Here is a 24,975-nt window from a genome sequence, read left to right as displayed (position 1 = left end):
ATACGTGTAGAGTTGCGCGCCCGTTCGAGCCCGCCATATTCTCTTGACCGTGGCGTGATGCGGCGGTTCAACGGATTTGGAATTTGTACCTGCAACGGCGGGCGCGAGCTTCACGCCACGTCCGTGGGGCCTAAAGCCCTTGTTGCAGCGCCGGATCATCCGGGTTCTGCTGCTCAAGTTGCGCCAGCAACACTTGAACGTTCTGCAATTGCCCACTTTCTTTCCAGTAATTGACCAACAACACACGCGCCTTGCGGTTGGCCGGATTGCGCTGGACGATTTCCTCCAGCTGGCGCTGGGCGGCTTCCAGTTCTTGCTGGGCGTGCAGAGTGGTCGCCAGGTCGTAGCGGTAATCCTGATTGTCCGGTTCCAGCTCCACCGCCTTTGACAGGCCGAGCAGCGCATAAGGGCGCTCGCCATGGTGCAGCAGCCACATGCCCAAGGCATGTTGCAGATACGCCGACTCCGGATGCGCCGCCAGTTGCCGCGCCAATAACTGACGGGATTCTTCGGTCTTGCCTTGCTTGTCCAGCAACTCGATTTGCGCAACCACGGCCTGCAGGTTGTCCGGCTGCAAGCGTATCGCCTGTTCCAGGGCGTTTTGCGCGTCCGGCAACAAGGCGCTGTGGATGTAGAGGCGTGCCAGTTGAATCCAGTTTTCAGCAGACTCGGGCTCGGCCTTGATCTCCTTTACGAACTCGTCGAGCACTTGCTGCAAGGGGCCAAAATACAAGCCCAGGGTATCCGGCGACAGGCCCAGCAACGCGTTGGCCGCGGCAAAACGCACCTCCTGCTCGGGGTCGTCCAGCGCTGGCCCGAGCAGCAACGTACGCTGGCCAGTAGGCACCAGCCCGACAATGCTGTGAATCGCGGCTTCGCGCACCAGTGGCGACGGGTCGGCCAGGTCTTTATCGGCGAGCTTCAGTGCCTGAGGGCTTGGGTAGTTGGGGAGTTCAACATGCAGCGCGGCGCGGCGCTGAGGGGACAGGTCTGGCCGGCCCAATTGCTGATACAGCACGCGCGCAGCCCCCGGCTCACCGTTATGCGCTTGCCTCAGCGCTTTGGCGTAGCCATGGGCAATGGCGGGCGGCACAACCACCGGAGTGGTGCGGGCAAAAAACCAGGTGACCGACACAATCAACAGCAGGGCGCACAGGCCGACGATGGCGTTACGGCGTGACTTTGACATGCAGGCGTCCAAAAACTTATCGCAAAGCGATCAGCTTCGGTCAGACCATCGCGAGTGTCAAACCCGCATCACTTCAGCACCTAATCCACCGGCTTCAGGGAGGGCGGCAGGTCAGTTTCGCCGAAGCCAAACGGGTCTTTGAGGTCATTTGCGAATCAGCGAACGCACCTCACTGATCATCTCGAGCCCTTGAGGGGAAACAGGATGCCGAGGAGGTAGCGCGATCAATGATTGGCCAAACCAGTCAGCGAGGTTGAAGGCTTTGACCATTGTCGCTGCGCCGCTCTAGAGCGACTATTTGCGGGGTTTACGTCCTGAAAATAAAAATACAGAAGGATTTGTAGCGATGCGTGAGTATTTGGCTGCCACCACCGAGTTTGATTACCAGCACACCGTTGACGCCGCATTGGCCGGAAACCTGCAGGCGCTGAATGCCTGTGTGGAATGCTGTGACCGCCACGCGCTGCCTGGGCGCATCGCGTTGTTCTGGGAAGGCAAGGACGGGCGCAGCGCCACGTCGACCTTTACCGAATTGCAGGACCAGGCCTCACGCTTCGCCAATTTCCTGCTGGCCCAGGGCGTCAAGCGCGGAGACAAGGTCGCTGGCCTGTTGCCCCGTACCGCTGAGTTACTGGTGGTGGTATTCGCCACTTGGCGCATCGGTGCGGTCTATCAGCCTTTATTCACCGCGTTCGGCCCCAAGGCTATCGAACATCGCCTGAACAGTTCCGGCGCCGCGCTGGTGGTCACCGATGCGGTGAACCGGCCCAAGCTGGCAGAGGTGGAAGGCTGCCCGACGATTGTGACGGTGGCTGGCGCCAGGGGCGAAGGCATTGTGCGCGGTGACTTCAGTTTCTGGGCCGAACTGCCCAACTATTCCAACGTCTGCGAGCCGGTGTTGCTGGGCGCGGAAGATCCGTTTTTGCTGATGTTCACCTCTGGCACCACTGGCCCGTCGAAAGCGCTGTCGGTGCCGCTCAAGGCCATCGTTGCATTTCAGAGTTACACCCGTGACGCCGTGGACCTGCGCCCCGAGGACGCCTTCTGGAACGTCGCCGACCCGGGTTGGGCCTACGGCATCTATTTTGGCGTGACCGGGCCGTTGTCCATGGGCCATCCGATTACCTTCTACGATGGCCCGTTTACCCTCGAAAGCACCTGCCGGGTCATCAACAAGTACGGGATCACCAACCTCACTGGCTCACCGACCGCCTACCGCTTGCTGATTGCCGGCGGCGAACAGTTCGCGGGCTCGATCAAGGGCAAGTTGCGCATTGTGAGCAGCGCCGGCGAGCCGTTGAACCCGGAAGTGATTCGCTGGTTCGCGGATAACCTGGGCGTGACCATTCACGATCACTACGGCCAGACCGAACTGGGCATGGTGCTGTGTAATCACCATGGCCTGGACCACCCGGTGCACGTCGGCTCGGCCGGTTTTGCCTCGCCGGGCCATCGCATTGTGGTACTGGACGACAACCATCAGGAATTACCCGCCGGCCAGCCCGGCATTCTGGCGATCGACCGCGAGCAATCGCCGATGTGCTGGTTCGCCGGCTACGACGGCGTGAAAACCAAAGCTTTTGTGGGCAAGTACTACCTCAGTGGCGACACCGTGGAGCTGAACCCCAACGGCAGCATCAGCTTTGTCGGGCGCAGTGATGATGTGATCACCACCTCCGGCTACCGCGTGGGCCCGTTCGACGTGGAAAGCGCCCTGGTCGAACACCCGGCCGTGGTTGAGGCTGCGGTGGTTGGCAAACCCTGCCCGGAGCGCACCGAACTGGTGAAAGCCTTTGTAGTGATCAATGCGCAATACCGCGCGACCCCCGAGTTGGCCGAAGAACTGCGCCTGCATGTGCGCAAGCGCCTGGCCGCGCATGCCTACCCGCGAGAAATCGAATTTGTCAGCGACTTGCCCAAGACCCCGAGCGGCAAGCTGCAACGCTTTATTTTGCGTAATCAGGAAATCGCCAAGGCCCAGGCTGCGTTGGCGTAACCCACTTTTAAGGAAACAATGATGCAGATTGAAAACAAGGTATTCCTGGTCAGCGGCGGCGCTTCGGGCCTCGGCGCGGCCACCGCTGAAATGCTCGTGGCTGCCGGTGCCAAGGTCATGCTGGTGGACCTGAACGCCGACGCCGTCGCGGCCAAAGCACAACAGCTCGGCGACAATGCGCGCAGCGCCGTGGCAGATATCAGCCAGGAGGCCGCCGCTGAAGCCGCGGTGCAGGCCACCGTCGCCGCCTTTGGCGGTTTGCACGGGCTGGTCAACTGCGCCGGCGTGGTGCGTGGCGAGAAAATCCTCGGCAAGAATGGCCCCCATGGCTTGGCCAGCTTTGCCCAGGTGATCAACGTCAACCTGATCGGCAGCTTCAACCTGCTGCGCCTGGCCGCTGCGGCCATTGCCGACACTGAGGCGAATGCCGACGGCGAGCGCGGCGTGATCATCAACACCGCCTCGGTGGCGGCTTTCGACGGGCAAATCGGCCAGGCAGCGTATGCCGCCTCCAAAGGCGCGATTGCCAGCCTGACCTTGCCCGCCGCCCGCGAACTGGCGCGCTTCGGCATTCGGGTCATGACCATCGCTCCCGGCATTTTCGAGACGCCGATGATGGCCGGCATGACCCCGGAGGTGCGCGACTCCCTGGCCGCCGGCGTGCCATTCCCGCCGCGCCTGGGCAAACCTGCCGAATACGCCGCCCTGGTGCGCCACATCATCGAAAACAGCATGCTCAATGGCGAGGTGATCCGTCTCGACGGCGCCTTGCGCATGGCGGCCAAGTAAGGAGCATTTCCCATGAACGATCCCATCGTTATCGTCAGCGCCGTACGCACGCCCATGGGCGGTTTTCAGGGCGACCTCAAAGGGCTGACCGCGCCGCAATTGGGCGCGGCTGCGATTCGCGCCGCCGTCGAGCGGGCCGGTATCGCCACCGATGCCGTGGATGAAGTGTTGTTTGGCTGCGTGCTGCCCGCCGGTTTGGGCCAGGCGCCTGCGCGTCAGGCGGCGTTGGGCGCCGGGCTGGACAAAGGCACCCGCTGCACCACCCTCAACAAAATGTGCGGCTCGGGCATGGAAGCCGCCATCCTGGCCCATGATTCGCTGCTGGCCGGCAGTGTCGATGTGGTCATCGCCGGTGGCATGGAAAGCATGTCCAACGCGCCGTACCTGCTCGACCGTGCGCGCAGCGGTTACCGCATGGGCCACGGCAAGGTGTTGGACCATATGTTCCTCGATGGCCTCGAAGACGCCTATGACAAGGGCCGCCTGATGGGCACCTTTGCCGAAGACTGCGCCCAATACAACGGTTTCAGCCGTGAAGCTCAGGATGCGTTCGCCATTGCTTCGCTGGCCCGTGCGCAGGACGCAATCACCCATGGCAACTTCGCTGCGGAAATCGTGCCGGTGCAGGTCACCGCTGGCAAGGAGCAGAAAACCATCCTGCATGACGAACAACCGCCCAAGGCCAAACTCGACAAGATCACCAGCCTGAAACCGGCGTTCCGCGAAGGCGGCACGGTGACGGCGGCCAACTCCAGTTCGATTTCCGACGGTGCGGCGGCGCTGCTGCTGATGCGTCAGTCCGAAGCACAAAAGCGCGGTTTGAAACCGCTGGCGGTGATCCATGGCCACGCAGCGTTTGCGGATGAGCCGGGGCTGTTTCCGGTGGCGCCGGTGGGTGCGATTCGCAAGCTGATGAGCAAAACCGGCTGGAACCTGGGCGAAGTTGACCTGTTCGAGATCAACGAAGCCTTCGCCGTGGTCAGCCTGGTCACCATGAGCAAGCTGGAAATCGCCCACGAGAAGGTCAACGTGCACGGTGGCGCCTGCGCGCTGGGGCATCCGATCGGGGCCTCCGGCGCCCGCATCCTGGTGACCTTGCTCTCGGCCCTGCGCCAGAGGGGCCTCAAGCGTGGGGTCGCGGCCATCTGCATCGGCGGCGGTGAAGCCACGGCCATGGCCGTTGAATGCCTGTACTGAGGAGTTTCCATGCTGCCAAATGACGAACAACTGCAAATCAGCGAGGCGGCCCGGCAATTTGCCCAGGAGCGCCTGAGACCCTTCGCCGCCGAATGGGACCGTGAGCATCGCTTTCCCAGGGAAGCGATAGGCGAAATGGCCGAACTGGGCTTTTTCGGCATGCTGGTGCCGGAACAGTGGGGCGGTTGCGACACGGGTTACCTGGCCTACGCCATGGCGCTTGAAGAGATCGCGGCCGGCGATGGCGCCTGCTCGACCATCATGAGCGTGCACAACTCGGTCGGCTGCGTACCGATCCTCAGCTTCGGCAACGATGCGCAGAAACAACAGTTCCTCACGCCCCTGGCCAGCGGCGCCATGCTCGGTGCCTTCGCGCTGACCGAGCCGCAAGCCGGGTCGGATGCCAGCGGCCTGAAGACCCGCGCGCGTCTGGAAGGCGACCATTACGTGCTCAATGGCTGCAAACAGTTCATCACGTCCGGGCAAAACGCCGGGATCGTGATTGTGTTTGCGGTCACCGACCCGGCCGCCGGCAAACGCGGGATCAGCGCGTTTATCGTGCCCACCGACTCGCCCGGCTACAGCGTGGCGCGGGTCGAAGACAAACTGGGTCAGCACGCGTCGGACACCTGCCAGATCCTGTTCGAGGATGTGAAACTGCCGGTTGCCAATCGTCTGGGGGAGGAGGGTGAGGGCTACAGGATCGCCCTGGCCAACCTGGAAGGCGGACGCGTCGGCATTGCTGCGCAAGCGGTGGGCATGGCCCGCGCCGCTTTTGAAGCCGCCCGCGACTATGCCCGCGAACGCGAAAGCTTCGGCAAGGCAATCATCGAGCATCAGGCCGTGGCTTTCCGCCTGGCCGACATGGCCACGCAAATCGCCGTGGCCCGGCAGATGGTGCATTACGCCGCCGCCCTGCGCGACAGCGGCAAACCGGCGCTGGTGGAAGCGTCCATGGCCAAGCTGTTTGCCTCGGAAATGGCCGAGAAAGTCTGTTCGGCCGCCTTGCAAACCCTGGGCGGTTACGGTTACCTGAGCGACTTCCCGCTGGAGCGGATCTACCGCGATGTGCGGGTCTGCCAGATTTACGAAGGCACCAGCGATATCCAGCGCATGGTCATCTCACGCAATCTTTAAGGAGCCGAAACATGAGTTACGAGACTATTTTGCTCGAGGTGCAGGGCCGCGTCGGGTTGATTACCCTTAATCGCCCGCAAGCCTTGAACGCCTTGAATGCGCAATTGGTCAGCGAGTTGAACCAGGCGCTGGACGGCCTGGAAGCCAACCCTGAAATTGGCTGCATCGTGCTGACCGGCTCGAAAAAAGCCTTCGCCGCCGGCGCCGACATCAAGGAAATGGCCGAGCTGACCTACCCGCAGATCTACCTCGACGACCTGTTCAGCGACAGCGACCGCGTGGCCAACCGTCGCAAGCCGATCATTGCCGCCGTCAACGGTTTTGCCCTGGGCGGCGGCTGTGAGCTGGCGTTGATGTGCGATTTCATCCTGGCCGGTGACAACGCCAAATTCGGCCAGCCCGAAATCAACCTCGGCGTACTGCCAGGCATGGGCGGCACCCAGCGCCTGACCCGCGCCGTGGGCAAGGCCAAGGCCATGGAAATGTGCCTGACCGGGCGTTTTATCGACGCGGTGGAAGCGGAGCGTTGCGGGATTGTGGCGCGAATCGTGCCCGCCGATGAGCTGTTGGAAGAAGCGCTGAAAGTGGCCGCGCTGATTGCCGGCAAGTCAGTGCCGATCAGCATGATGGTCAAGGAAAGCGTGAACCGCGCGTTTGAAGTAAGCCTGTCCGAAGGCGTGCGCTTTGAGCGCCGGGTCTTCCACGCAGCGTTTGCGACCCAGGATCAGAAGGAAGGCATGGCGGCATTCGTGGCTAAGCGCGCGCCGGAATTCAAGGATAAGTAAGTAATCCTCTAACGCTGAAGATCAAAATGTGGGAGTTGGCTTGTGTGGGAGCTGGCTTGCCTGCGATAGGATCACCTCGGTCAAGCAGATAAACCGAGGTGCCAGCATCGCAGGCAAGCCAGCTCCCACACAAGCCCGCTCCCACATTGGTTTTGTGGCGTACCCGTTAGAGTTGGTAGTTCTTCAGTTCCCTGGCAATCACCATCCGCTGAATCTCGCTCGTGCCTTCGTAAATCTGCGTGATCCGTGCATCCCGGTAGCAGCGCTCCACCGGGTAATCCTCCAGATACCCATACCCACCGTGAATCTGCATCGCAGACGAGCAGACCTTTTCAGCCATTTCCGAGGCAAACAGCTTGGCTTGTGACGCCTCCGACAGGCACGGTTTGCCTGCGCTGCGCAGGCGCGCGGCATGCAGGATAAGCAAGCGTGCGGCGTTCAGTTGGGTCTGCATGTCGGCCAACAGGTTGGCCACGCTCTGGTGTTCGATGATCGCCTTGTTGAACTGCACGCGGTCACGGGCATAGGCCAACGCGGCCTCGAACGCTGCACGGGCGATGCCCAGCGCCTGAGCCGCAATGCCAATGCGGCCGCCTTCCAGGTTGGACAGGGCGATGGCCAGGCCTTTGCCGCGCTCACCCAGCAGGTTGGCTTCGGGGATGCTGCACTGGTTCAGGGTGACCGCGCAGGTGTCCGACGCGCGAATGCCCATTTTGTGCTCGGTGCGATCTACCACGAAACCAGGCGTATCGGTGGGTACGAGAAACGCGGAGATACCTTTCTTGCCCAAGTCCGGGTCAGTCACCGCAAACACGATGGCCAACCTGGCGCGCTTGCCGTTGCTGACGAACTGCTTGGCGCCGTTGATCACCCACTGGCCGTCGCGCAGTTCGGCGCGGGTGCGCAAGTTGTGGGCTTCCGAACCGGCCTGGGGCTCGGTCAGGCAGAAACACCCGATGGCCTGGCCGCTGGCGAGGTCAGCCAGCCAGGTTTGCTTTTGTGCAGCTGTGCCGTAGTTGAGAACCGGCCCGCAACCCACTGAATTATGGATACTCATCAGTGCGCCGGTGGCGCCATCGCCGGCGGAAATTTCTTCAACCGCCAGGGCGTAGGCGACGTAATCGACATAGGTTCCGCCCCATTCCTCCGGCACCACCATGCCCAGCAGGCCCAGTTCACCCATCTTGGCGACCAGCGCGTCATCGATCCAGCCGGCCTTTTCCCAGGCTTGGGCGTGGGGGGCAATTTCGCCACGGGCAAAGTCGCGAGCCATGTCGCGGATCATTACTTGTTCTTCAGTGTATTCAAGGTCTTGCATGGCTTATCTCCCACTCTGCTTGAAGTTATGGAAGAAGCTTTCGACATGGGCTGGGTCCAGCGCCTGAACCGTGGGCGGGTTCCAGCGCGGAGCCTTGTCCTTGTCGATGATCAGCGCGCGCACGCCTTCGATCAGGTCGCCGCGCTCGAACCATTGGCGGTCCAGGTGCAGTTCGAGCGCAAAGCATTGTTCCAGCGGCAGGCGCCGGCCACGGCGGAGCATTTCCAATGTCACGGCCATGGCCAGCGGCGAGCGGCTTTGCATCAGGCTGACGGTGGTCAGCGCCCATTCGTGGCTGTCGGCGACGGTGACTTCCTGCAATTGCTCGATAATGCTCGGCACGTCCGGCAAGCCGAAGAAATGGTCGATGGCAGAGCGCAGGGCAATCAACGGCGCGTCAGGCAGCTGCTGCACCGCGAGTTTGGCGAGTACACCTTGCAAATCTTTCAGGGGCGACTCACTCCAGTGCAGCCGGTCGAGCTTCTGGTCGAGTTCGCCGAGCCTGGCGCTGTCGATGTACCAGTTCGCCAAGCCGCAGTACAACGCGTCGGCGGCGCGAATCTGCACGCCGGTCACGCCGAGGTAAATGCCCAGCTCGCCGGGAATGCGTGGCAGGAAGTAGCTGCCGCCCACGTCCGGGAAATACCCGATGGCCACTTCCGGCATCGCTAGGCGGCTGCGTTCGGTCACCACACGCAGGTCTGCGCCTTGCACCAGGCCCATGCCGCCACCGAGGACAAAACCGTCCATCAGCGCGAGTATGGGTTTGCGGTAGTGGTGAACGACCAGATCCAGTGCGTATTCCTCGACGAAGAAGTCTTCGTGCAAGGTGTCGCCGTTTTTAAAACTGTCGTACAGCGAACGAATGTCGCCCCCGGCGCAGAAGGCTTTGTCGCCGGCCCCACGCAGGGCCACGGCGTGCACCTGAGGGTCATCCGCCCAGGCCTGCAAGTGCCGGGTCAGGCTGCGAACCATGTCCAGCGTGAGTGCATTCAAACCGACGGGGCGATTGAGGGTGAGGTGACCGATGTGGTTGCGGACCTCGGCCAGCACCTCTCCTTGAAATACATCGACACGGCTTGCTTCGGATGAAACCTGAGCAGTCATCTCTAACTCCCTGCTTTTATTGTTCTTTATCAAGATGTTCGCGGACGAACCTTCTCGCGATCGTACCAGTGCAAATTTGCCCCGTACAACCCGGAATCATGCAGGTCGTTTTTGCATTTATGCAGGACGCGTCAGGCGGCGCGCCGGGCCAGTACCTCGCCGATACTGCGCCGGCGCGCGTGGCCTTCAGCCGCGTGGATCAACTGCTCCAACGCCGTCGGCTCCACGTCGTAGAACTGCTCCATCTCAGCCAGGGCCAACTTCAGATCGGCTGCGGTGATCGTTGGATCGGTAACCACCGGCGCACTGCCCATCACCACTGCCGGTGACTCGGCCGCGCCTTTGGGGTAACGCGTGCGCGTGGCATTGTTATAGGCCAGCGCGCACCCTACCAGCGCCCCTGCGCCGAGCATCACCGCACCCATTTCGTGCCAGCCCAGGGCGATGGACGCCGGGTCCGCTACCACCAGAGTCATGGCAAGGCCACCGGCCGGTGGGTGCAGGCAACGCAGCCAGCACATCAGCACCACCGTCATACCGGCCGCCAGGCACGCGCTGCCCAAGGTCCGGCCAAGCACCCTCGCAACCAACAGTGCAACCACGCCCGCGCACAAATAGCTGCCAATGATCGACCATGGCTGCGCGAGCGCGCCGGAGGACACGGCAAACAACAACACCGCCGAAGCGCCTAGCGGTCCGAGCAGATGCAGCGCCACGTCCATGCCAAACACTTGGGCACACAGCCACACGCTGAACAGCGTGCCAACGGCCATGCCGATGGCGGCGCGGCTCCATTCGGCAGGGCGGGTATTGATGGCGGCGGGTAAAAGGCGAGCGAGCATGATGGAAAAGGTCCTGAAACAGCGGGCAAAAAAAAGGCCTGCCTGGTCGCCCGGGACAGCCCTTTGAACGTTCCAACAGTCGGGAAGGAACCCGTGCAGTGTGCCGACCCCATTGGCGTCGCGCAAATGCATATTAATGAAGGTTGAATGCAAAAATAATGAAATTAACCGAATGGCGCCTGTTCAACGTGAACCCGCAAAGCATCGATTCTTTCCTCTGACTGAAGGCTGTCGATGTCCTCGTCGAACAGGCGTCTATGCAGGCCTTCATGCAGTGCGGGGTCATCCGCCAGCGGGCCTTTCAATGCCACCAGCGCATTGCGCAGGGCCATCAGTCGATACAGCGTCGGTGCCTGTATCAGTAGTAAATCTTCTCGCACGGCATTGTCCTTAATAGAGCGGAGTCGACGCGGTGGTACATAGTTAGTGCGCGTGACGAACGAGTCTACATTTGGGTTCCGGGCACAGGAAGACGCAGCGCACCCGCCATTACGCATAGCTATGTAGGTGCTTTCTTGACAGTTATAACGAAAAACGCCCACTCCTTTCAGAGTGGGCGTCGTTTCTTACAACCGCGCTGTAAGTGCCATCAGGGCGACGGGGCTTTTACCAAATGCAGCAACACATAAGGGTTCTTGTCGAACTCCCCAGTGACGGTCGGGGTGATCGCGTGCCAGCGCGGGTCTTGCAGCGCGTTGTAGTCGTCCGCGCTCATCACCAGCCAGGCAGGCGCTTGCAAGAGGGCCAGGTCGGCGGCGGACTGCGTAAACAGTGGCACCTTGTCGCAATCGAAGTTGACCATGAACTTGATGGCCTTGGCATCCTTACCCAAGCCATGCAGCACCACGGGTGCCGGTTGCTGCAGTGTTTGCGCTTTGACGGCCAGGGTGAAGGTGCGCGTGTCGTACAGCGAGCGCTCCAGTGGTTCGACCACGATGATGTAGGTCGACCACAGCGCCAACACTGCAGCGAACGCCGGTGCCAACGGGCGCAGCCTGGATTTGAGCAGGGCCGCCAGCGCCAGGACTTGAAGCACTGCCAGCACCGTGAAGATCAACCCCAGGCTGCTCAGCTGTTCCGGGTAGCGCCGCCGTGCGACCACCAGCCCGATGGCCAACAGCGCCGGCAACACCGTCCAGATCCCCAGCATCAAGCCGCGCAACAGGGCAAACAGTCGCCCTTGAGTGACCTGAAACGGGTAGGCCGCGATGATCGCTGCCATCGGCAACATTGGCAGTATGTAGCGTGCCTTTTTTGCCTGCGGAACCGACAGGCCCAGCATTACCAGCAAACCGGCGGCCGCGCAGTACACCACCAGCTGCAAGGCCGGGCCCGGCGTGCGGCGGCCGCCAGCGGCGATGGCGAGCAGTACCAACAGCGCCAGCGGGTAGCCCAGGGCGTAATTGCCCAGCGAACTGGTGAAGTAATACAGCACGCCGCTGGAGCCTTCGGTACCGTCCATGCGCCCCAGGAATTGCATGCGGATCACGTCCTGCATGAACTCCTCGCCACCACTGAGCTTGGCCAGCAGCAGCAACAGCCCGACACACGCCGCCAGCAGCGCCAGTGCCAGCACGCCGAAGGTGAACAGTTGTCGCCACTGCCGGTTGAGCGCGTAGTAACTGCACAGCACACCGGTTGGAATCACCAGGCCGATCGGCCCACGGATCGCAAAGCCGAGGATCAGCAGCAGGAACAGCCAGTGCAGGCGTTTCGCGGCGCCAAAGTGATCATGGGCGTAACCCAGGTAAAACACCGCCAACGCCACCGCCGCGAGCATCTGGTCCAGGGACACCGCACGGGTTTCGCTGATGAAGGTGCTGCTGAGCAACAGCATCGCGATGCTCAACAGGCCCCAACGCGTGGAGTAGGGCGCCGTAAGGCGATACATCAGCGTGACGATAAACCCCGAGGCGATGGCCGTCGGCAACCATGCCGTGAAGCTGGTGACCTGCCCCAGAGGCAGCGAAAACAGCCAGGTCAGCAGCGTCGAAGTCGCCAGGTAGTCGGCATACGGTTGCCCATAGGTGGTCGGGAAAAAGCTTGGGCCATGGCGCAGCATCTCCTGGGCAAACACCACGAAGCGCGAGTCAAAGCCGATGATTTGCTGATGCCAGTTACCGACGATAAACAACACCAGCGCCAGGAGCCCAAGCCCCAGCGACTGGTGACGGATCGTTGCATTCAGCACGGGCGGATGCGCTTTGTTCACCTATCAGGCTTCCTTGACCTGCTGCACCCAGTTTTTCTGAGGAATCGGCAGCTCACAGGAGTCGCCACGCCCCATTGGGAAGTACTTGAAGCCTTTGCGTGCCAGACGCTCGCCGTCGTACAGGTTACGACCGTCAAAGATCACCGGGTTTTTCAGGCGATTATGGATCAGGTCGAAATCCGGCGCCTTGAACTGTTGCCATTCGGTGCAGACGATCAGCGCATCAGCGCCGCTCAACGCAGATTCCGGCGTGCCGAGCAGCGTCAGGCGAGATTCGTCGCCGTAGATACGCTGGGTTTCCTGCATGGCTTCAGGGTCGAACGCGCGCACATTGGCGCCTGCGGCCCACAGCGCTTCCATCAGCACGCGGCTTGGCGCGTCGCGCATGTCGTCGGTGTTGGGTTTGAACGCCAGGCCCCACAAGGCAAACGTCTTGCCTTTGATGTCGCCTTTGAAATACGCATTGATGCGCTCGAACAGCTTGCTCTTCTGGCGCTGGTTGATGGCTTCCACCGCTTGCAGCAGGTCGCTGTTGCAGTTTGCTTCCTTGGCGCTGTGGATCAGGGCTCGCATGTCTTTGGGGAAGCACGAGCCACCGTAGCCGCAGCCCGGATAGATAAAGTGGTAACCGATGCGCGAGTCGGCGCCGATGCCCAGGCGCACGGCTTCGATGTCCGCGCCCAGGTGCTCGGCCAGCTCGGCGATCTGGTTGATAAAGCTGATCTTGGTGGCCAGCATGCAGTTGGCGGCGTACTTGGTCAGTTCGGCGCTGCGCAGGTCCATGAAGATGATGCGGTCGTGGTTGCGGTTGAACGGCGCGTAGAGGTCGCGCATCACTTCACGCACTTCTTCGCGCTCGCAGCCGATGATGATGCGGTCCGGGCGGCGGCAGTCGGCAACGGCCGAGCCTTCCTTGAGGAATTCGGGGTTGGAGACGATATCGAATTCCAGGTGGCGGCCCGCTACTCGCAGGCTTTTTTCGATGTGGGCGCGCAAGGTGTCGCCGGTGCCGACCGGAACGGTGGATTTTTCCACCAGAATCACCGGAGCCACGCGGTGACGAGACACCGCATCGCCCACTGACAGCACGTATTTGAGGTCAGCCGAACCGTCTTCGTCCGACGGTGTGCCGACGGCAATAAACAGAACTTCGCCATGCTCAACGGCGAGTTTCTCGTCAAAGGTGAAGTGCAGGCGTCCACTTTCCAGGTTTTCCTTGACCATCGCAGCCAGCCCCGGCTCGAAGATGGTCACATGGCCTTTCTGCAGCGACTCGACCTTGTTCTTGTCTACGTCCATGCAGATAACATCGTGACCGACTTCGGCCAATACAGTGGCCTGCACCAGACCGACGTAACCACTACCAAATACACTGATTTTCATGGGGCATTCCTGGGACTTGTGGTGCTAGCACGACGAGAGTTAATAACCAGTACTCCGAGGATGACCAGTGCCACCCCCAGGGTTTTTGAAAGCGAAAAATGTTCGTTGAACACCGGCAGGCTCGCAGCCAGCAGGTAGACCAACGCGTAGCTGATGCTGAGCAGCGAGTAAGCGCGGCCCAGCGGCAACTGTTTGAGTGCGCCGAGCCAGCAGAGCATCGATAGCGCGTAGGCGATGATCGCCAGCACCACCACGCCCAGGGCGGCCAGGTCGATGGCATTGCTGTTGAACGCGTTGAGCCATTCGGTGGGCAACGGCAGGCGCGTCATGCTCCAGCGCATGCCCAACTGGGCGGCGCTGACCAGGCCGACACTGCCCAGCGCCAGGGCAAACCCTTGCGCGCGGCTCATACGTGCCGCCCCAGCAAGACCACACCGCCGATCACCAACGCCACGCCGAGCCAGTGACGGCCGTCGATGTGTTCATGAAACACAAAGCGCGCCACCAGCGTGACCAGTACAAAATTCAGGCTGAGCATGGGGTAGGCAATGCCCACTTCCAGACGCTGCAGCACCAGCAGCCACACCAGCAAACCCAGGCCCAGGCACATCAGCGCCGACCACAGCCACGGGGAACGCAGCTTTGGCGCCAGGCCGTCCGGCTGATCGCGCCAGCTCTCTACGGCAAACTTCTGCGAGACCTGGCCCATACAGGTGAGCAGGCACGCACCTAACAGGAGGCACAACGTGATCATTGCGCGACCTGTGGAAAAATCAGGATCACCAGGTTGCCTTGTTCATAACGCTTGCCGTCCTGAGGCAGCAGGTTCAACTCGGCAACTTCGCCTTCGCCCTTGACCCGCATGACCACGCCGACCGAGCCTTGTTTGCGCGCGTCGGTCATCCATTGCTGGACTTCGTTGACGTCGATCCGGCGGTGGGCGGTGTCCGGGTAGGCGATGCCGTATTTCACTTCGCCGACGGTGTTGTAGAGGGCAATGTCCGGGCGCCCCAGGCGCCATGACAACGCCGACGCCGCGCCCAGGTCATTACTGAGCAAGGCGCGAGTGGCCTGCAATTCCTGCTGGTGATCGATGATGAACTGATCCGGAATCTTGTTGTAAACCACCGAGTGCGGCAGCGCGGCGGGCACCAACGCCACCAGCAGCCAGCTGCCAACAACCGGCGCAGCCCACAGCTGTAACGGGCGGCTGGCTTGCAGCAGGTTGGCGATGATCCAGCCGAACAGGAATACAAACACCAGAACGAGGCTGGGGGTTTCCTGACCGTGCTCATACAGTGGCTGCTTCAACTGGAACCAGCTGATCGCCGGCAACGCCAGCACGCCGAACGCCAGGTTCAGCCAACCGTTGATGCGCAAGGCGCGATCGCGACCCTGGGTCAGCTTGTCGCTCAGGGTCGAGCCCATCAACAACGCCAGCGGAAGAAGGCACGGCATGATGTAGGACGGCAGCTTGCCTTTGGCCAGGCTGAAAAAGGCCAGGGGCATCAACAACCACAGCAGAATAAAAGCCGTTTTCGGCAGGCGTTTCTCTACCCAGGCCTGCTTGAACGTGGACGGCAGCAACGCGATCCAGGGCAGTGAGAACGCGACCAGCAGCGGCAGGTAAAACCAGAACGGTTCAGCGTGCTGGGCGTCATCGCCGGCAAAGCGCTGGATATGCTCGTGCCAGAAGAAGAAGTTCCAGTAGTCCGGCTCTTGCAGGTGCACAGCCAGCGCCCACGGCAGGCTGACGACAATCGCCACCACCACGGCCACAACGCCGTAGCCGAGCAACTCACGAAAACGTTTCTGCCAGAGGGCGTAGGGCAGGGCGATCAGCACCGGCAGCAGCCAGGCAAGAAAGCCCTTGGTCATAAAGCCCATGCCGCAGGCAAACCCGAGCAGCGCCCACGACCACAGGCGAGCGCCGCGCGTGTTGCTGTCGAAGCAGAACCACAACGCGACGCCGGTCAGGTTGACCCAAAAGGTGAACTGCGGGTCGAGGTTGGCGTAGCCACCGAGCAACGCCACGCTGACAAAGCTCATGTACAGCACGGTGCTGATCAGGCTTTTTTGCGGGTCGTTCCACAGCCGCCGCGACACCAGATACACCAGCACAATGCTCAGCCCGGTGCTCAGCGCCGAGGCAAAGCGCACGCCGAACAGGTTCTGGCCGAAGATGGCCTGGCCCAGCGCAATCATCCAGTAGCCGGCAGCCGGTTTTTCGAAGTAGCGAATACCCATGAAGTGCGGCGAGGCCCATTTGCCGGTCAGCAGCATTTCCTGGCTGATCTGCGCGTAACGGGTCTCATCGGGAATCCACAAGCCGTGACTGGCCAGCGGTAACAGGTAGAACACGCCAAACGCCAGCAGGAGCAGGGGCAATGCCAGACGCTGAATCATGCCTGCTGCACTCCGAGCCAACCCTCGCGGCCGCTCAGCGCGCCACGTACCAGGTGTTGCTGGGGCAGGGTGGTCACGTCCGCGGGCAACAGCTCGCCCAGGGGTTTAAAGTCGATGCCGCGCTGCCCGGCCTGGGCAAGCAACTGGCGAAAATCTTCAGCCATCAGAATCCCTTCCACTTCTGCGTGAATCGTGTAGACGTTCAGCTTTGACTCGCTGAACCGGTCAAGAATAAAGCTGTTGAAGTCTTTGGCAGCCACCACCGGCCCGACGACTTCGTCGAAGGTCGGCAGGTCCACCGGAATTTGTGGGGTGCCCGCGCTGCCATCGGCCAGTGTCGGCCTGAACAGGCTGGTGCCCCGGCAATCGCTGTTGTAGCGAAAGTTGAAACCTTGCTTGGCTTGCACCACGCGTTCATCGGCGCGCCAACCGGCGGCCGCTGAACAGTCGATACGCTCACCGAGGATGTCGCTCAAGGTGTCTACGCCACGTCGAATCTGCTCGATCAGCTGTGCGTCGCTCCAGCGCCCGGTGTTGGCCTGCCAGCCATGGTGATCCCAGGCATGCAGGCCCACTTCATGGCCGGCAGCCTTGGCCTGGCGCATCAAGTGCCCCAGGTCGCGGCCGATGGGTTTGCCCGGCCAGGCAGTGCCGGCCAGCAAAATATCCAGGCCATAAAGGCCAACGGCATTGGAGCGCAGCATCTTCCACAGAAATTGCGGGCGGATGAGGCGCCACAAGTGGCGCCCCATGTTGTCCGGCCCAACGCTGAAGAAGAACGTCGCTTTTACCCCCGCTTCATCCAGGGACTCGAGCAACCGCGGCACGCCTTCACGGGTGCCACGGTAGGTGTCGACGTCAATGCGAAGACCTGCCTGCATCAGCGCTTGTCCGCGATTTCGAGCATGGCTTCCTTGAGGAAGAAGTCCAGGGTGTTACCGATGGTTTCGCTCATCTCAACGGTCGGCTCCCAGTTCAGCAGGCGCTTGGCGTTTTCGATGCTTGGCTTGCGGTGTGCCACGTCCTGGTAACCGGTGCCGTAGAACGCCTTGCTTTCCACGTCGCGGAAACCGGCGAACGGAGGGAAGTTGCTGCGCAGCGGGTGAGCTTCGAACTGACGCAGCAGCTCTTCGCCCAACTGACGGATGCTGGCTTCGTTTTCCGGGTTGCCGATGTTGATGATCTGGCCGTTGCAGACATCGTTGTCGTTATCAATGATGCGGGCCAGCGCTTCGATGCCGTCAGCGATGTCGGTGAAGCAGCGCTTTTGCTCGCCACCGTCGAACAGGCGGATCGGCGTACCTTCCACCAGGTTCAGGATCAGCTGGGTGATGGCGCGGGAGCTGCCGATACGTGCCGAATCCAGACGGTCGAGGCGCGGGCCCATCCAGTTGAACGGACGGAACAGGGTGAATTTCAAGCCTTTGTCGCCGTAGGCCCAGATCACGCGGTCGAGCAGTTGTTTGGACACCGAGTAGATCCAGCGCTGCTTGTTGACCGGGCCAACCACCAGGTTGGAGGTGTCTTCGTCGAAGTACTGGTCCTGGCACATGCCATAGACTTCGGAGGTCGACGGGAAGATCACGCGCTTGTTGTACTTGACGCAGTAGCGAACCAGTTTCAGGTTCTCTTCGAAGTCGAGTTCGAACACGCGCAGCGGGTTGCGGGTGTATTCGATTGGCGTGGCGATGGCCACCAGCGGCAGGACCACGTCGCACTTCTTGATGTGGTACTCGATCCACTCGGAGTGAATGCTGATGTCGCCTTCCACGTAATGGAAGTTCGGGTGGCTGCGCAGGCGCTCGATGGCGTCGGAGCCGATGTCCAGGCCGTAGATTTCATAACGGTCGTCACGCAGCAGGCGCTCGGACAGGTGGTTACCGATAAAGCCGTTCACGCCCAGGATCAGCACGCGGGTGCGGCGCGGCTTGCGGCCGGACTCGGCGCCGCGCAGCACGGAACCGTCGACCAGGCCGAGTTCGTCAGCCAGGGCAGGGCCGGCCAGGAACAGGCCGTTCTCGTTGCGCTGGCCGAACTTGACCACCAGGGAGTCTTCGCCGCAAGCGATGCGCAGCGGGTTAACGCTGATCACGCGACCTGGCGCCATGCCTTCGTTGCCCTTGACCACGTCGGCTTGCCAAACGATCAGTTTGTGCTCGCCCACCGCGCAGAAGGCACCCGGGTACGGTTGGGTGACGGCACGGACCAGGTTGAACAGTTCTTCAGCCGGCTTTTTCCAGTCCAGCTTGCCATCGGCGGCAGTACGGCGGCCGAAATAGGTGGCTTCGCTTTCGTTCTGGGCCGTTTCACTCAGCTTGCCAGCGGCCAGTTGCGGCAGGGCGTCGCGCAGCAGGTTGGCGGCGGCGTCACGCAGTTTGGCGTGCAGGGTAAGGCCGGTGTCGGTACGCTCGATGATGACTTTTTGCTGGGCGAGGATAGCGCCGGCATCGGCACGTTTGACCATGCGGTGCAGGGTCACGCCGGTTTCGGTTTCACCATTGACCAGTACCCAGTTGGCTGGAGCGCGGCCACGGTATTTAGGCAGCAGCGAACCGTGCAGGTTGAACGCGCCTTTGCGGGCGGTGGCCAGCAGCGGCTCGCTCAGCAGGTTGCGGTAGTAGAAGGAGAAGATGTAGTCCGGGTTCAGCTTGGCAATACGCTCGATCCACAGCGGGTGGTTGGCGTCTTCCGGTGCGTGCACAGGGATGCCGTTGCGGGCGCAGAGTTGGGCGACGGAACCGTAGAAATTGTTTTCCTTGGGGTCGTCGGCATGGGTGAACACGGCAGCAATGTCGTAGCCGGCAGTCAGCAGGGCTTCAATGCCTGCACAGCCAATATCGTGGTAAGCGAAGACAACAGCTTTTGAATTCATGACGAAACCTGATCGGAAGGAGAAGTAGAGGTGTGGGATGACACCAGGCCGTCAACGACGACGACTGGAGCCGGTGCTGCCGGTGTGTTGCGCAGCACTTTTTCAATAAAGAAGCGTGGGCGAGCCCGCACATCGCTGTACATGCGGCCCAGGTATTCACCCAAGAGGCCCATGCCAATGAATTGGCCACCGGTGAACACGAACAACACCGCGAACAGCACGAACATGCCATCGCCTGCCCACTCGGCACCGAAGGCCAGGCGCAGGATGATCAGCGCAAGGGCGAACAGCACGCCCAGGGCGGCCAGGCTGAAGCCCACAATGCTGAGCAGGCGCAGGGGGGTGGTGGTCATGCAGGTGAGCAGGTCGAACATCAGGCTGATCAAGCGCATCGCGCTGTATTTTGATTCGCCGTGTTCACGCTCGGCGTGATGCACCAGAATCTCGGTGGTGTGGCGGGCGAAGCCGTTGGCCAGGATCGGGATAAACGTGCTGCGTTCGCGGCAGGCGAGCATGGCGTCGACGATGGTGCGGCGATACGCGCGCAGCATGCAGCCGTAGTCGGTCATGGCCACGCCGGTGGAGCGTTGCACGGCCAGGTTGATCAGGCGCGAAGGCCAGCGGCGGAAAGCCGAGTCCTGGCGGTTGTTGCGTACGGTGGCAACCACGTCGTAGCCCAGGGCGGCTTGTTCGACCAGACGCGGAATCTCTTCGGGCGGGTTTTGCAGGTCGGCGTCGAGGGTAATCACCACCTCGCCACGGCACTGCTCGAAGCCGGCCATGATCGCGGCATGCTGGCCGTAGTTGCGGTTGAGGATCACCGCCACCACGTGGCTGCCTTCTTCAGCGGCGGCGTCTTCCAGCAATTGGGCCGAAGTGTCGCGACTACCGTCATCCACCAGGATGATTTCGTATTCGTAGGCCAGTTGCTTGCAGGCTGCCGTCGTGCGGCGCAGCAATTCAGGCAGGCTCTCTTGTTCGTTGTAGACCGGGATGACGATCGACACGCAATGAATAGGGTAGGGTTTCAAAGATTCATGACCTCGGGGCTAGAGCAGGTTGGAGCGTGAAAACAGCAGTAATCAGCGGCTGAGAGCTCAGTAACACTGATTAAATATAACGTGGGTTTACGGTGTTCATTTGACGTCCCTGAGCCAGGCTATGGTCTTCCAAGGTTGATCGCAGTAAAGACCAAAAATGTGAAAGGTAAAGCGTAATCAACAGGTTAGTCGTAGAACACGCGGCTTGTTCTCAAGTCCTGGGGCAGAGATTAAGCGGAAAAATGTTGAACGAATATGAAAGGCTGATGAAAAACTCGTTTATTTGACAGGTAGACAGCTAGGGTTCAGCTAAGTAACTAGCAGGCCAACGGTCACCGTTACAGGGCCAAAACCGGGCGATTTTGCGAGAGTGCCATCACTCGCTTATTTTATTCAACAATCTTCTCTGCATTGGCCTTCAAGTGCCGGTAAAGTAAGCCATCTCTTGCCAGGGTACTCGGATGAACAGCGTGCAGGTTTTACGCGGCCAGATACGGCCCGCTTTGATGGGATTGTTGATGGCGGTGGCGTGTGTCACGACGGTGCGAGCCGACGACGGCGTAGCACTGACCAGCATTGATCAGGTGCCGGAAGGTGTGGAAGTGCGCGGCAAACAGGTCGCGGCGTACACCTGGGACGACCATCAGGGTAAAAACCTGCTGGTCCTCGCCGAACAAGTCAGCGAGCGGGACGATGATGGCACTCAATCGGCCTTTGTCTACGCGGCCCAGTACCTGTTGAGCGGCGATCATCCCAAGCGTGTGTGGATGCTCTACGACGATGTGCAGCATTGCCAGTTCGATGCGTCGCTGCGTTTTGACATGGCCGCCACCAAGGTCACCGACCTGACCGGCGATGGCATCACCCAGGCCACCGTGGGCTATTCGCGCACCTGCACCAGCGACGTCAGCCCCAATGAATTCAAGCTGATCATGCACGTTGGCAAGTCCCGCAAGTACCGCCTGCGCGGTGTTGACCGCATTGGCGCGAGTTGGTGGGACGAGGAAGCCGGCGCCTTGCGTGGCATGCCACTGCCCAAGGACTGCAGTGTGGCCGCGCAGCAAGCGCTGGTCAGCCAGTACAAGGAGCAGGGCACCGAACTGCCGCTGCCAGGCTGTTATCGTGAAGAAAAGGACTTTGAAGACGCACCGGACAGCTACCTGCCGTTTATGCGCCAACACTGGTTTGCGCTGATGCAAAAGCAGGACAGCGACTGGAGCCAGTCCCAGACCCAGCCTGCGGCGCAGGAACCGACCGAGGACGACGATTCGGCGCAGTGACTTTGTGCCAGGGCCGGTCCTGCGCTAGACTCGGCCCTCGCCAATTCACTAAATACCTCGATTAAACAATGGTTTGCTTGAGGTATTTAATCCAAAGGCTGATCTACCTTGACTGAGTCTATCCGCAACCCTCTGACCCTTTATTTGACCCGGCTGGCGCCCTCAAGCCAATTGACCATGCGCTACGTGCTGCAGGACGCCGCCGACCGCCTAGGGTTTGAAGACGTCAACCTCGAAGACATCGACTGGCACATGCTGCAGCCCGAACACGTGATCGCCCTGGTCGCCGCACTGCGCGAGGACGGCTATGCGCCGAATACTTCTTCGCTGTATGTGAACGCGGTGCGCGGGGTGATGAACGAGGCGTGGCGCCTGAGCCTGATCAGTCAGGACCACTTGCTCAAGATGCGCTCGGTCAAGGCTGCGCCCGGCACGCGCCTGGGCAATGGCCGTAATCTGCGGCGTACGCTGATCCGCGAAATGATGGACGCCTGTGCGGCGGACCCACGCCCCCAGGGCCTGCGGGATGCGGCGGTGATCGGCATTTTGTATGGGTCGGGGATGCGCAAGTCGGAGTCGGTCAACCTCGACCTGGCGCAGGTCAACTTCGACGAGCGCAGCTTGCGTGTGACGGGCAAGGGTGACAAAGAGTTGATCAAATACGCCCCGGCCTGGGCATTCGGCAAGTTGCAGGATTGGCTGGCGTTTCGTCGGGAGCAGTTGAAGGAGGGGGAGCAGGACGACACGTTTTTGTTTAATCGGATTCGCCGGGGGAGCCATATCACCCGCGAGCGGATCACCAAACATGCGATCTACTACATCGCGCGCCAGCGAGGTGAGCAGGTGGGGGTGAAGATTATGCCCCATGATTTTCGTCGCTCGTTTATTACTCGGGTGATCGAGGAACATGACTTGTCGATTGCGCAGAAGTTGGCGCATCACACTAATATCCAGACGACCGCCAGCTATGACATGCGGGATGATAACGAGCGGCGGCGGGCAGTGGATCGGTTTGATTTGTAGTGGGTGAGGCTGATGTACCGAGGTGCCTGTATCGCAGGCAAGCCAGCTCCCACAGTTGGTTCTCCATACAGACCCCAAAGGCGTTAAAGAATCGGCTTCCCTCCCGTAACCGCGTACCGCGACCCAGAGATATAGCTCGCTTCATCCGACGCCAGCAGCACATAAATCGGCGCCACCTCTACCGGCTGCCCCGGGCGACCGAGCGGCGTCTCGCTGCCAAAAGTCTCCACGTCCTCATCCGTCATGGTCGCCACAATCAACGGCGTCCAGATCGGGCCCGGCGCGACGCTGTTCACACGAATGCCTTTATCGCCCAGCAATTGCGCCAACCCGCCAGTGAAATTGGCAATCGCGCCTTTGGTCGCCGCATACGCCAGCAACGTCGGCTTGGGCATGTCGGAATTGATCGAACTGGTGTTGATGATCGAACTGCCCGCCTTCATATGCGGCAAGGCTGCCTTGCAGAGGCGAAACATCGCCGTGATGTTGATATCAAACGTCTTGACCCATTCCTCATCTTCAATCTCTTCAAGCGTTTCGTGGGTCATCTGAAACGCTGCGTTATTGACCAGCACATCAATACGGCCAAATTGTTCAACGGTCTTGTCCACCAACGCCTGGCAGACAGATTTTTGCGCGATATCACCAGGCAGCAGCAGGCACTGGCGACCCGCTTCTTCGACCCAGCGCGCGGTTTCTCGCGCGTCTTCATGCTCGTCCAGATACGCGATGGCCACATCTGCGCCTTCACGGGCAAACGCGATGGCGACCGCGCGGCCAATGCCGCTGTCGGCACCGGTGATCAACGCGATCTTGCCTTCCAACCGCCCCGAGCCTTTGTAACTTTGCTCGCCGCAGTCCGGATAAGGATCCATTTTCTTCTGCGAACCGGGCACGGATTGAGCTTGTGGGGTGAAGGGCGGGCGAGGGTAGTCAGTCATTTCGATCTCCATAGGTTTCGATAAGCGCTATGGGTTTAGTAATGACGCCGGCGACGATAGTTGTAGTGGATGCGCGTCAGGCCCGACGAATGGTTGGCTTTAAACCGGTGCAAAAGCCGCGTGTTTGACGTCACACAATGCGGGTGCTGGAGGCTCACCCGCAGAGAATTGGGCAGCGATCAGGAGGCGGGCGGGGCGCTCACCAGATGCGCCGGCAGACGGCGCAGCGTCCACAGCGTGACCAGCATTGCGGCGATGGCACACAGCGCGATGCCGATCAGCATGGGCGCGGGGGTGTGGTCGGCGAACACACCAACCAGCGTCATGGACACGGCGGCGGTGATCATCTGGATCGCGCCCAACAAGGCGGAGGCCGAACCTGCTACGGCGCCATGGTCCTCAAGGGACAACACGCCGGCAGCAGGCAGCAGCAGGCCGAGAAACCCGAAGCCGATAAACAGCAGCGTCATCATCAGGGCCAGATGATTGCCCCACAGTGTGGTGGTCGCCAGAGTCGCCATCACGGCTGCAACGGCGATCACTGACAGACGAATCACCCGCGCCAGGCCATACCGCGCGCTCAGCCGCGCCGTGAGTTGGCTCATGGTGAAGAACGAGGCGGCGTTCAGGGCAAAGCACAGGCTGAATTGCGTCGGCGTCAGGCCGAAATACTCGATGTACACGAACGGTGCGCTGCCAATGAACACAAAGAACGTCGCCAGCCCAAAGCCGCTGACCACCGCCAAACCGATGAACACCGGGTCGCGTAACAGCGCGCCGTAACTGAGGATCGCCGAGCCCAGGGTCTTGCCTATACGGCGTTCGGCCGGGTGGGTTTCCGGCAATTGCACGACGGTCATGACCAGGCACAGCACTGACACAATCGCCAGGGCAGCAAACACTTCGCGCCAGCTCCAGATCGAGATCACCACGCTGCCAGCCAAGGGCGCGAGGATCGGTGACACGCTCATCACCAGCATTAACAGCGCCATCAACCGCGCTGCTTCATGGCCGGTGTACAGGTCACGAACAATCGCCCGGGGAATCACCATCCCGGCACACGCGCCAAACGCTTGCAGGGCGCGAAAGCCAATCAGCACTTCAATGGTCGGTGCCAACGCACAGCCAACGCTGGCCACGGCGAAAATCACCAGCCCGGCATAGATCGGCGGCTTGCGCCCGTAGACATCACTGATCGGCCCGTAGAACAGTTGGCACACGCCGATGATCATGAAAAACACCGTGAGGCTCATCTGCACCGCAGCCGGCGAGGCGTGCAGGCTGGCGCCGAGCGTGGGCAAGGCGGGCAGGTAGCTGTCGATGGCAAATGGGCCGATGGCGGTGATCAACCCCAGCAGCAAGGCGAGGTGGGCGATAGTTCGAGACATGGGAATTCCGGGGTACGACGAAAGACCGGCCAGCTTAGAGAGTGGGCCGATGAGGTACAAGGAGGCGTTT

Annotated in this window: 22 protein-coding genes; 7 read left to right on the top strand and 15 right to left on the bottom strand. The window is 61.1% G+C overall.

The features are described 5' to 3' along the window. Positions 1–130 precede the first annotated feature (130 nt). Entirely contained in the window at positions 131–1,189 is a 1,059-nt protein-coding gene (locus ACP7A2_RS00860) for a hypothetical protein (protein ID WP_426132692.1), read from the bottom strand. Positions 1,190–1,535: 346 nt separating this feature from the next. On the opposite strand from ACP7A2_RS00860, the gene ACP7A2_RS00855 reads away from it, so the two are divergent. The 5 genes from ACP7A2_RS00855 to ACP7A2_RS00835 are packed head-to-tail and all read left to right on the top strand — an operon-like array spanning position 1,536 to position 7,093. After that, positions 1,536–3,185, top strand: a complete 1,650-nt coding sequence (locus ACP7A2_RS00855) for an AMP-binding protein (protein ID WP_426132691.1) — start codon at positions 1,536–1,538, stop codon at positions 3,183–3,185. A 21-nt stretch (positions 3,186–3,206) separates the two neighbouring features. Then, positions 3,207–3,974, top strand: coding sequence for an SDR family NAD(P)-dependent oxidoreductase (locus tag ACP7A2_RS00850; protein ID WP_375064472.1), 768 nt, complete (start codon positions 3,207–3,209; stop codon positions 3,972–3,974). Between the two features lie 12 nt (positions 3,975–3,986). Next, on the top strand, positions 3,987–5,171 hold the full coding sequence (locus ACP7A2_RS00845) for an acetyl-CoA C-acyltransferase (protein WP_426132690.1): 1,185 nt from the start codon (positions 3,987–3,989) through the stop codon (positions 5,169–5,171). Between the two features lie 9 nt (positions 5,172–5,180). Next, positions 5,181–6,308, top strand: coding sequence for an acyl-CoA dehydrogenase (locus ACP7A2_RS00840; protein WP_426132689.1), 1,128 nt, complete (start codon positions 5,181–5,183; stop codon positions 6,306–6,308). An 11-nt stretch (positions 6,309–6,319) separates the two neighbouring features. Then, complete coding sequence (locus tag ACP7A2_RS00835) at positions 6,320–7,093, top strand: enoyl-CoA hydratase (protein ID WP_426132688.1); 774 nt, start codon at positions 6,320–6,322, stop codon at positions 7,091–7,093. A 166-nt stretch (positions 7,094–7,259) separates the two neighbouring features. Here ACP7A2_RS00835 and ACP7A2_RS00830 read toward each other — a convergent pair whose 3' ends face one another. The 12 genes from ACP7A2_RS00830 to arnC form a co-directional block, all read right to left on the bottom strand. Next, positions 7,260–8,411 carry an acyl-CoA dehydrogenase family protein gene (locus ACP7A2_RS00830; RefSeq protein ID WP_426132687.1) on the bottom strand — a complete coding sequence of 384 codons (1,152 nt, stop codon included), beginning with the start codon at positions 8,409–8,411 and terminating at the stop codon, positions 7,260–7,262. 3 nt (positions 8,412–8,414) lie between these two features. Further along, positions 8,415–9,518: an enoyl-CoA hydratase/isomerase family protein gene (locus ACP7A2_RS00825; protein ID WP_426132686.1), complete on the bottom strand. Its 1,104-nt coding sequence runs from the start codon at positions 9,516–9,518 to the stop codon at positions 8,415–8,417. 131 nt (positions 9,519–9,649) lie between these two features. Beyond that, a complete protein-coding gene (locus ACP7A2_RS00820) occupies positions 9,650–10,360 on the bottom strand; it encodes an HPP family protein (protein ID WP_426132685.1) in 711 nt (236 codons plus the stop codon). Between the two features lie 164 nt (positions 10,361–10,524). Continuing rightward, positions 10,525–10,740, bottom strand: coding sequence for a hypothetical protein (locus ACP7A2_RS00815; RefSeq protein ID WP_426132684.1), 216 nt, complete (start codon positions 10,738–10,740; stop codon positions 10,525–10,527). 209 nt (positions 10,741–10,949) lie between these two features. Beyond that, positions 10,950–12,572 carry an ArnT family glycosyltransferase gene (locus ACP7A2_RS00810; protein ID WP_426132683.1) on the bottom strand — a complete coding sequence of 541 codons (1,623 nt, stop codon included), beginning with the start codon at positions 12,570–12,572 and terminating at the stop codon, positions 10,950–10,952. Between the two features lie 3 nt (positions 12,573–12,575). Then, positions 12,576–13,955, bottom strand: coding sequence for a UDP-glucose dehydrogenase family protein (locus ACP7A2_RS00805; RefSeq protein ID WP_426132682.1), 1,380 nt, complete (start codon positions 13,953–13,955; stop codon positions 12,576–12,578). Next, complete coding sequence (arnF, locus tag ACP7A2_RS00800) at positions 13,952–14,365, bottom strand: 4-amino-4-deoxy-L-arabinose-phosphoundecaprenol flippase subunit ArnF (protein ID WP_348055172.1); 414 nt, start codon at positions 14,363–14,365, stop codon at positions 13,952–13,954. Before arnF ends, ACP7A2_RS00805 begins: the two co-directional genes overlap by 4 nt. Further along, the gene (gene arnE, locus ACP7A2_RS00795) at positions 14,362–14,709 is read right to left on the bottom strand and encodes a 4-amino-4-deoxy-L-arabinose-phosphoundecaprenol flippase subunit ArnE (protein WP_426132681.1); all 348 of its coding nucleotides are present in this window, start codon (positions 14,707–14,709) and stop codon (positions 14,362–14,364) included. The genes arnF and arnE overlap by 4 nt, the downstream gene beginning before the upstream one ends. Further along, on the bottom strand, positions 14,706–16,361 hold the full coding sequence (gene arnT / locus ACP7A2_RS00790; RefSeq protein WP_426132680.1) for a lipid IV(A) 4-amino-4-deoxy-L-arabinosyltransferase: 1,656 nt from the start codon (positions 16,359–16,361) through the stop codon (positions 14,706–14,708). The genes arnE and arnT overlap by 4 nt, the downstream gene beginning before the upstream one ends. Then, a complete protein-coding gene (gene arnD, locus ACP7A2_RS00785; RefSeq protein ID WP_426132679.1) occupies positions 16,358–17,242 on the bottom strand; it encodes a 4-deoxy-4-formamido-L-arabinose-phosphoundecaprenol deformylase in 885 nt (294 codons plus the stop codon). The genes arnT and arnD overlap by 4 nt, the downstream gene beginning before the upstream one ends. Next, the gene (arnA, locus tag ACP7A2_RS00780) at positions 17,242–19,233 is read right to left on the bottom strand and encodes a bifunctional UDP-4-amino-4-deoxy-L-arabinose formyltransferase/UDP-glucuronic acid oxidase ArnA (RefSeq protein ID WP_426132678.1); all 1,992 of its coding nucleotides are present in this window, start codon (positions 19,231–19,233) and stop codon (positions 17,242–17,244) included. Before arnA ends, arnD begins: the two co-directional genes overlap by 1 nt. Next, positions 19,230–20,264 carry an undecaprenyl-phosphate 4-deoxy-4-formamido-L-arabinose transferase gene (gene arnC / locus ACP7A2_RS00775; RefSeq protein ID WP_426132677.1) on the bottom strand — a complete coding sequence of 345 codons (1,035 nt, stop codon included), beginning with the start codon at positions 20,262–20,264 and terminating at the stop codon, positions 19,230–19,232. Before arnC ends, arnA begins: the two co-directional genes overlap by 4 nt. Positions 20,265–20,734: 470 nt before the next feature. On the opposite strand from arnC, the gene ACP7A2_RS00770 reads away from it, so the two are divergent. Together ACP7A2_RS00770 and ACP7A2_RS00765 are read left to right on the top strand one after the other, a co-directional pair. Beyond that, entirely contained in the window at positions 20,735–21,553 is an 819-nt protein-coding gene (locus tag ACP7A2_RS00770; protein ID WP_426132676.1) for a M949_RS01915 family surface polysaccharide biosynthesis protein, read from the top strand. Positions 21,554–21,661: 108 nt separating this feature from the next. Beyond that, the gene (locus ACP7A2_RS00765; RefSeq protein ID WP_426132675.1) at positions 21,662–22,576 is read left to right on the top strand and encodes a site-specific integrase; all 915 of its coding nucleotides are present in this window, start codon (positions 21,662–21,664) and stop codon (positions 22,574–22,576) included. A gap of 83 nt (positions 22,577–22,659) precedes the next feature. Here ACP7A2_RS00765 and ACP7A2_RS00760 read toward each other — a convergent pair whose 3' ends face one another. Beyond that, entirely contained in the window at positions 22,660–23,517 is an 858-nt protein-coding gene (locus ACP7A2_RS00760) for a glucose 1-dehydrogenase (RefSeq protein ID WP_426132674.1), read from the bottom strand. Between the two features lie 179 nt (positions 23,518–23,696). Continuing rightward, positions 23,697–24,905 carry a multidrug effflux MFS transporter gene (locus ACP7A2_RS00755; RefSeq protein WP_426132673.1) on the bottom strand — a complete coding sequence of 403 codons (1,209 nt, stop codon included), beginning with the start codon at positions 24,903–24,905 and terminating at the stop codon, positions 23,697–23,699. Between the last annotated feature and the right edge of the window lie 70 nt (positions 24,906–24,975).

Origin of the sequence: Pseudomonas sp. PWP3-1b2 (assembly GCF_049896045.1) — a bacterium.
GTDB classification, from domain to species: domain Bacteria; phylum Pseudomonadota; class Gammaproteobacteria; order Pseudomonadales; family Pseudomonadaceae; genus Aquipseudomonas; species Aquipseudomonas antarctica_B.
Note: the sequence above shows the minus strand (reverse complement) of the source record. Positions and strands in the feature narration are given on the sequence as shown.